The sequence below is a fragment of the Bacteroidetes bacterium GWF2_43_63 genome, assembly GCA_001769275.1.
In the GTDB taxonomy this organism is placed as follows: Bacteria; Bacteroidota; Bacteroidia; order Bacteroidales; family DTU049; genus GWF2-43-63.
The window spans coordinates 105,808-112,649 of the sequence record MEOQ01000018.1 but is presented as its reverse complement, the minus strand read 5'-3'; the positions used below and the strand labels follow the sequence as shown (position 1 = coordinate 112,649).

At 43.6% G+C, this 6,842-nt stretch carries 6 protein-coding genes; 1 reads left to right on the top strand and 5 read right to left on the bottom strand.

Going from position 1 to position 6,842, the window contains the following annotated elements; translation table 11 throughout:
- Window positions 1-325 precede the first annotated feature (325 nt).
- From A2W93_09035 to A2W93_09020, 4 genes are all read right to left on the bottom strand, one after another.
- Window positions 326-1,237: a dihydroorotate dehydrogenase B catalytic subunit gene (locus A2W93_09035; protein OFY55269.1), complete on the bottom strand. Its 912-nt coding sequence runs from the start codon at window positions 1,235-1,237 to the stop codon at window positions 326-328.
- On the bottom strand, window positions 1,230-2,033 hold the full coding sequence (locus A2W93_09030; GenBank protein ID OFY55268.1) for a hypothetical protein: 804 nt from the start codon (window positions 2,031-2,033) through the stop codon (window positions 1,230-1,232). Before A2W93_09030 ends, A2W93_09035 begins: the two co-directional genes overlap by 8 nt.
- The gene (locus A2W93_09025; GenBank protein ID OFY55267.1) at window positions 2,023-2,460 is read right to left on the bottom strand and encodes a hypothetical protein; all 438 of its coding nucleotides are present in this window, start codon (window positions 2,458-2,460) and stop codon (window positions 2,023-2,025) included. The genes A2W93_09030 and A2W93_09025 overlap by 11 nt, the downstream gene beginning before the upstream one ends.
- 125 nt (window positions 2,461-2,585) lie before the next feature.
- Window positions 2,586-3,473: a [acyl-carrier-protein] S-malonyltransferase gene (locus tag A2W93_09020; GenBank protein ID OFY55266.1), complete on the bottom strand. Its 888-nt coding sequence runs from the start codon at window positions 3,471-3,473 to the stop codon at window positions 2,586-2,588.
- A 212-nt stretch (window positions 3,474-3,685) separates the two neighbouring features.
- On the opposite strand from A2W93_09020, the gene A2W93_09015 reads away from it, so the two are divergent.
- Window positions 3,686-6,100: a hypothetical protein gene (locus A2W93_09015; protein ID OFY55265.1), complete on the top strand. Its 2,415-nt coding sequence runs from the start codon at window positions 3,686-3,688 to the stop codon at window positions 6,098-6,100.
- 311 nt (window positions 6,101-6,411) lie between these two features.
- Here the strand turns inward: A2W93_09015 and A2W93_09010 are convergent, their stop codons facing one another.
- Complete coding sequence (locus tag A2W93_09010) at window positions 6,412-6,795, bottom strand: hypothetical protein (GenBank protein OFY55264.1); 384 nt, start codon at window positions 6,793-6,795, stop codon at window positions 6,412-6,414.
- Between the last annotated feature and the right edge of the window lie 47 nt (window positions 6,796-6,842).

The following is a 6,842-nucleotide window of genomic DNA, read 5'->3' as shown; positions in this document are numbered from 1 at the left end:
AAGCCAGGGGTAGTATTATTCACTGCCCTTGCTTTGAGGAAATATTTTCAATAGGCTCTGCAACAACTAACAAAGGGAGTTTTATTCATAGGAGACCCCGGCTCTTCACAAGCTTTGAACTTTTCTTGTGCTGATTTCAGTTTCGGCCGGGAACTGTATGTTTAGAATTAACGAAAAACAAAAAGGCCCATCATCACAACGAGCCTTTATAAACTTTTATCTTTTTTAGACGCGGATCGACGCTGATTTACACGGATACTTTTGTCCCTTCGACAGGCTCAGGACGGCGCTTTTTACTTTTATCTTTTGCCTTTTATCTTTTGTCTTAAGCTCTCATAGCTCCAATCAGCTCCGACACATGTTTCACGCCCTGACGGTCGCAGTATTCGTTTATACCGTTTACTATTTCTTCGGCAATAGAAGGATTGATAAAATTGGCAGTGCCAACCTGAATGGCTGTAGCGCCAGCCAGCATGAATTCAATGGCGTCGGTGGCATTCATAATGCCGCCCAGTCCGATGATGGGGATTTTCACCGCTTTCGAACATTGCCACACCATGCGCAGTGCTACAGGTTTGATGGCCGGTCCCGACAATCCACCGGTAATGGTGGATAGTTTCGGTTTGCGGGTTTCCGCATCAATAGCCATTCCCATGAGGGTGTTGATGACCGATACGGAATCGGCGCCGCAGTCTTCGGCGGTTTTGGCAAACTCCGCAATGTTGGTCACATTGGGCGAAAGCTTCACCATCAGATGTTTTTTATATACGTTGCGGACAGCTTTCACTACTTCAGTAAGCGATGCGCAACTGGTGCCAAAGGCCATTCCGCCTGTTTTTACATTGGGGCAGGATACGTTGAGTTCAATCGCAGGAACGTCGTTCACTTCATTCAGAATCGCGGCGGCTTCGGTGTAGTCTTCTACTTTCGAGCCAGCCAGATTCACAATGATGCGCGATTGATAATGTTTTATTTTGGGCAGAATCTCATCAATAAAAACATGCACACCTTTGTTTTGCAGACCTACTGCATTCAGCATCCCTGTTGCGGTTTCGGCCATGCGCGGATAAGCGTTGCCTTGCCGCGGCTCAAGCGTGGTGCCTTTTACAATGATGCCGCCGAGTTTGTTTATATCCAGAAAATCCTCGAATTCGTAGCCGTAGCCGAAGGTTCCGCTGGCTGTGAGTACAGGATTCTGTAATTCAAAATTACCGATATTTACTTTCAGATCAGCCATGGCACACGGGATTATGGTTCCAGTCTTTCAGTTGCGTTACGTCGAAAACGGGGCCTTCCATGCAGGCGCGCACATTGCCTTCGTGCGTGCTGACGGTGCAGCACAGGCATGAGCCAATACCGCATGCCATCAGGTTTTCGAGCGACACCTCGCAATACACACCTGCGTCGGTAGCGAGTTTTCCAATGGCTTTCATCATCGGATCGGGACCGCAGACATATACTTTTGAAAATGATTTGAAATCCGCACCAAACCATGTATGCGCGGTAATCATACCTTTGTCGCCAGCCGAGCCGTCTTCAGTAAGAATGGCTATCTGAGCCAGTTCGCGATAAGCTTCAGCACGAAGAATGTCCGCCGCTGTTTTGCCGCCAATGGCTACATGACAGTCTGCGCCTGCTTCTTTGAGCTTGCGTGCGAGAAACAATAATGGAGCAACACCGCATCCGCCGCCGGCCAGCAAGACCTTTTCGTCTTTGCGTACCATCGAAAAGCCGTGTCCGAGCGGATATACAATATCGACATGATCACCTTCGCGCAGTTGCGAAAGCTTTTCTGTTCCCGCTCCGACAATTTTTACAAGGATATCCAGCGTGTGATTTTTTTCATCCACATCGTGCACCGATAGCGGTCTGCGCAGAAATGTCTGCGGACTTCCTTCCACCAGAATTTCGGCAAACTGTCCGGGCCAAATTTGTGGATGTCCTTCCGGCAGCTGAAGTGTGAGCACAAAATGTGTAGCGTTCAGTTTTGTGTTCTTCAGCACCACAAGCAAATCCTTGCTTTTATTCTTCATTGGCGGGCGTTTCGGATGCTTCGTCCTTCGCTTCTTCTTCGGGTTTGTCGTCGATCAGATTGTGTTCAATCAGAATGTTGTACCACACGAAAAGTTTCTTGAGGTCGCTTGGATACACGCGTTCGCGGTCCCATTCGGGATACACTTTGTCCATGAATGCAACAATCTCTTTTTTATCAGCTTTAGCATCAATGGCTTTTGCTCCGTCCAGCTTTTTAAAAATGGCCACCAGAACGTCTTTCAGAGGCATATCCTCTCCGGTGGTATAAATGCTGATATCGGCCAAAGCGCTTACGCGATCAGTTGCGAAAACAGGAATTTTGGTGCCGTCGAGAAGACTTTCAACTAGCATTCCGCTCTTGGTCTGCGAGACCAGAGAAAACAATCCGGGCTTTCCGGACACTGCGATGATTTTTGATAAATCCATATAATTCTAACTTAAAACAACATTTTTGAACACTGAACATCGAACAAGGAATGGTGAATTACGAAGTAAGGCTGAAACAGAAAAACTTCTTCATTCCTTGTTCAGTGTTCGATGTTCATGATTCTTTATTCAACGTTTCCGGCAGCAACATTTACTTCCGGAGCGATTTTTTTGGCAAGTCCCTGTAACACACTGCCCGGGCCGACTTCGATAAAGTCAGTAGCGCCATCGGCAACCATGTTGAGAACGGTTTGAGTCCAGCGTACGGGTGAGGTGAGCTGAGCAATGAGATTTTCCTTAATCTGTGCAGGATCGGTAAACGGTTTTCCGCTCACATTCTGATATACCGGACAGATGGGGTTTTTGAATTCAGTGGCGTTGATGGCTGCAGCAAGTTCTACGCGAGCGGGCTCCATGAGCGGGCTGTGGAATGCACCACCAACTTTAAGCGGCAGTGCGCGTTTGGCACCAGCGGCTTTCAAAGCTTCGCATGCTTTTTCGATTCCGGGAACCGAACCTGATATTACAAGCTGTCCCTGGCTGTTATAGTTGGCAGGAACAACCACTTCGTCGGTAATTCCTTTGAGCACTTCTTCTACTTTGTCATCGTCGAGACCAAGGATGGCAGCCATAGTTGAAGGTTGGGCTTCGCAAGCTTTCTGCATGGCCATGGCACGTGCATACACGAGCTTCAAACCATCTTCGAACGACAATGCCCCGGCAGCGGTTAATGCTGAGAATTCGCCAAGTGAATGTCCTGCCGTCATGTCGGGAGCATAAGCAGCGCCCATGCATTTGGCCAGAATCACACTGTGCAGAAAAATAGCCGGCTGGGTTACGCGGGTTTGACGCAGATCTTCTTCGGTACCGCTGAACATGATGTCAGTGATGTTGAAACCAAGAATGGTATTGGCCTGATCGAACATCTCCTTAGCCATGGGGAAGCGGTCATAGAGGTCTTTTCCCATTCCGGGAAACTGGGCACCCTGGCCCGGGAAAACGAATGCTTTCATACTGGTGAATTTTGATGCAAAAATAGTTAATTGTATTGATTCAGATAGACTAGCCATTAATTCCCTGAACTATAGGAAATTAAAACACTATGAATGAATAATTGTTCAATAAAAAGGGAAATCAGTACTCTTCAAAGAAAATGAGGAACTAAATTGAATTGGTTTATATTTGTTATTTTTGTCATTAATAAAAAGAATTTTCTTTGTTCTTGATGAGATTCACAAAAAACAAAACCATGAGCAGACTTACTTTTAAAAAGATTGCCAGTTCATTTATTATTCTCATTGTATGCAATGTCGGGATGGTTTCTGCCCAGTCTGTCATTTCGCAAATAGGAGTTGATATTGATGGGGAAGCACCTGGAGATTGGTTTGGAACTTCCGTTGAAATGAGCGGTGATGGGATGGTTGTTGCAATTGGCGCAATAAATAATAATGAAAACGGAACTCATTCAGGACATGTAAGAGTATTAAGAAACATTTCGGGCAATTGGATTCAGATTGGTTCGGACATTAATGGTGAAGTTGCGGAGGATTCCTTCGGAACTTCAGTAAGTCTGAATTATGATGGAAGCATTTTGGCTGCAGGTGCAGATCATGCTGATGGCAGCGGGGTAGATGCAGGTAATGTACGAGTGTTTAAAGACTCGTCAGGAACCTGGGTGCAAATAGGTGGTGATATTAATGGGGAAGCTGCAGGTGATTTTTCAGGATGTGCAATAAGTCTTGACTCGGCTGGAACAACAATTGCAATTGGGGCCAGAGCAAATGATGGTAGTTACACTAATGCAGGCCAGGTACGGATTTATAAATTCGTTTCAAATGCATGGGAACAGATTGGCTCTGATGTAAACGGACCGACAGGCGGGGATCAATTTGGCACTTCTGTTTCTTTAAGCCACAATGGAGAAAGATTCGCTGTCGGAGCTCCAGGTCATAATTCACTGACTGCCTTTTCTGGACAAACAAGAGTTTACAGGTACAATTCACCGTACTGGTACATAGTAGGTTCATATATAGATGGTGTTGCAAACTATGATAATTCAGGAAATTCAGTTAGTTTAAGTGCAAAAGGAGATGTTGTTGCAATTGGATCAAAGTCTCATGATCACTTAGGGAATGGTACCGGGCAGGTTCGGGTGTTTTGGGACTCTGCAGGAACTTGGATCGAAAAAGGGCAATTCCTATATGGAGAAGCAGCAGGAGACTATTTTGGCACGTCTGTTAGTTTAAGCTCAGATGGAAATGTATTGGCAGTCGGGGCAACGATGAACAGTGGTAATGGCTTAAATTCCGGAAGTGTGAGACTTTTCTATTTCATTTCGGGAACATGGGTCAAGTGGGGTCCTGATATTGATGGTGAATCCGGTCAAGATAATTCAGGTTGGGCTGTGAGTTTAAGTGCAAATGGGCGGGTGTTAGCTGTTTCGGCATTAAGAAATGACAGTAATGGAGCCGATGCCGGGCATGTACGAATGTTTAGTACTTCCGTCCCTGTTTTTTCCACACAGGTGGTTTCTGCGTGCGACAGTTTTACATGGATTAATGGTGTCACATATTTTGACAGTGTCGATTCTGTATATTACACACATTTGGATACATCAGGATGTGATTCTATAGTGTTTCTTGATCTTACTATTTTAAGCAACAATATTGTAGACTCTGTTTTTTCATGCGGCCCTTTCACATGGATTGACGGCAACACCTATACCAGTAACAACAATTCGGCTACAGTTTTATTTACAAATTCTGCTGGCTGTGACTCTTTAATTACATTAAATCTTACAATTGGCAATAACATGGTTGTTGATCAACGCCACAGCTGCGATTCTCTGGTTTGGATAGATGGATTGACCTATACATCCAGTAATAACACTGCGACATATGTTCTGACAAATTCTGCAGGATGCGACTCAATTGTTCAATTGGATTTGGTAGTTGGTGATTATATAATGACAGACAGTATTTTTGCTTGTAATTCCTACACATGGATTGATGGCAATACCTATTACAGCAGTAATAATACAGCATCTTTTTCATATGCTTTACCAGGTGGATGTGATTCAGCGATTAATCTAAACTTAATTATTGAGCCTTTTGAAATTGACATTCAACCTTCAGATGTCTATGTCCCAATTGATTCATTTGCGACTTTTCATACAGCTGCATCAGGCATATCTCCGGTTTATCAATGGCAGAGTGACATTGGAACCGGTTTTATTGATATCTCAAATGGAGCTCTTTATAGTGGAGTAAATACAGAAACACTTACCGTACTAAGTTTATCACTGCAAAACGACAACCAGATTTTCAGATGTTTTGAAAAGTCGGTGAACTGCTCTGATACCTCGTCGGTTGCCACTCTTTATATTGTTGATGACACAGGTGTTTCTGATTTTATTCCGGAAGTGTTTATTATTTATCCCAATCCAACGAGTAATGAACTCAACATTGAAGGCTTATCCGGCGGAGTGTTTCGTGTATTCGATTTGAGTGGCAAATTGTTGATCAGTTGTCCAAACACCAATGGAAAAGTCGATGTCATAGGTATTGATAACGGATATTATTTATTTGAATGGATTGGCCACGATTCAGTTAAAAGACAAGTGTTTTTTATTGAAAAGTAATACTTGTGTTTTTAATATGTCAGTATTTGTAAGCTTGGTATTCTGCAAAACTCATTTACAACCATGACGGTATGCTTTGAGTCTACTGTAATATCTGATAGAAATATTTGCCTTGAGAACTGACAAATTGAATTCCATGATGAAATCTGCATTTGAACAATTTAAATGGGATTTGTTTCGAAATAAGGTTAAGAAATGACCATTTAATTAGGCGTTTGTCAAATGCAAAATTATTCAAGAGGTAACATGTTTTCAAGTTGATTGCTATATATCTGAAATTCTTTGGATGAAATTAAATCAGCTCTCACAACTCAAAACTCTCTCCCGCAATCCCTGCAATAAAATCCGGGTTTTCGCATGCCGAACGGAAAGAAAAACAGAATGGAAAGAAACAGCAGCATGTATTTGCCGGCCCATTTGCGGCCTGCGCCAAAAGCCACGTTGGTGGATTTGCAATGTGGACAGACTTCAGCTTTTTCAGCAATGGGTTCATTTAATATTTCAAGCGCGACTTCTGTATCTTTTTCGTCAATCATTATGTGTACGCCCGAATCCATTACTCCCGTGTAACGCGGCATCAACGTCGAAAAATTTTCGTTGGTAAGGAAACACTCAATGCCGGCCTGTTTCATTTTACCCAACATGATATTGGCTTCGAATGAGTCGCTGCAGGTTTTGATACGAATGACTGACATAATTGTTTTTCTCATCAAATGTAAAAATATTTACCTTGATAATTCTG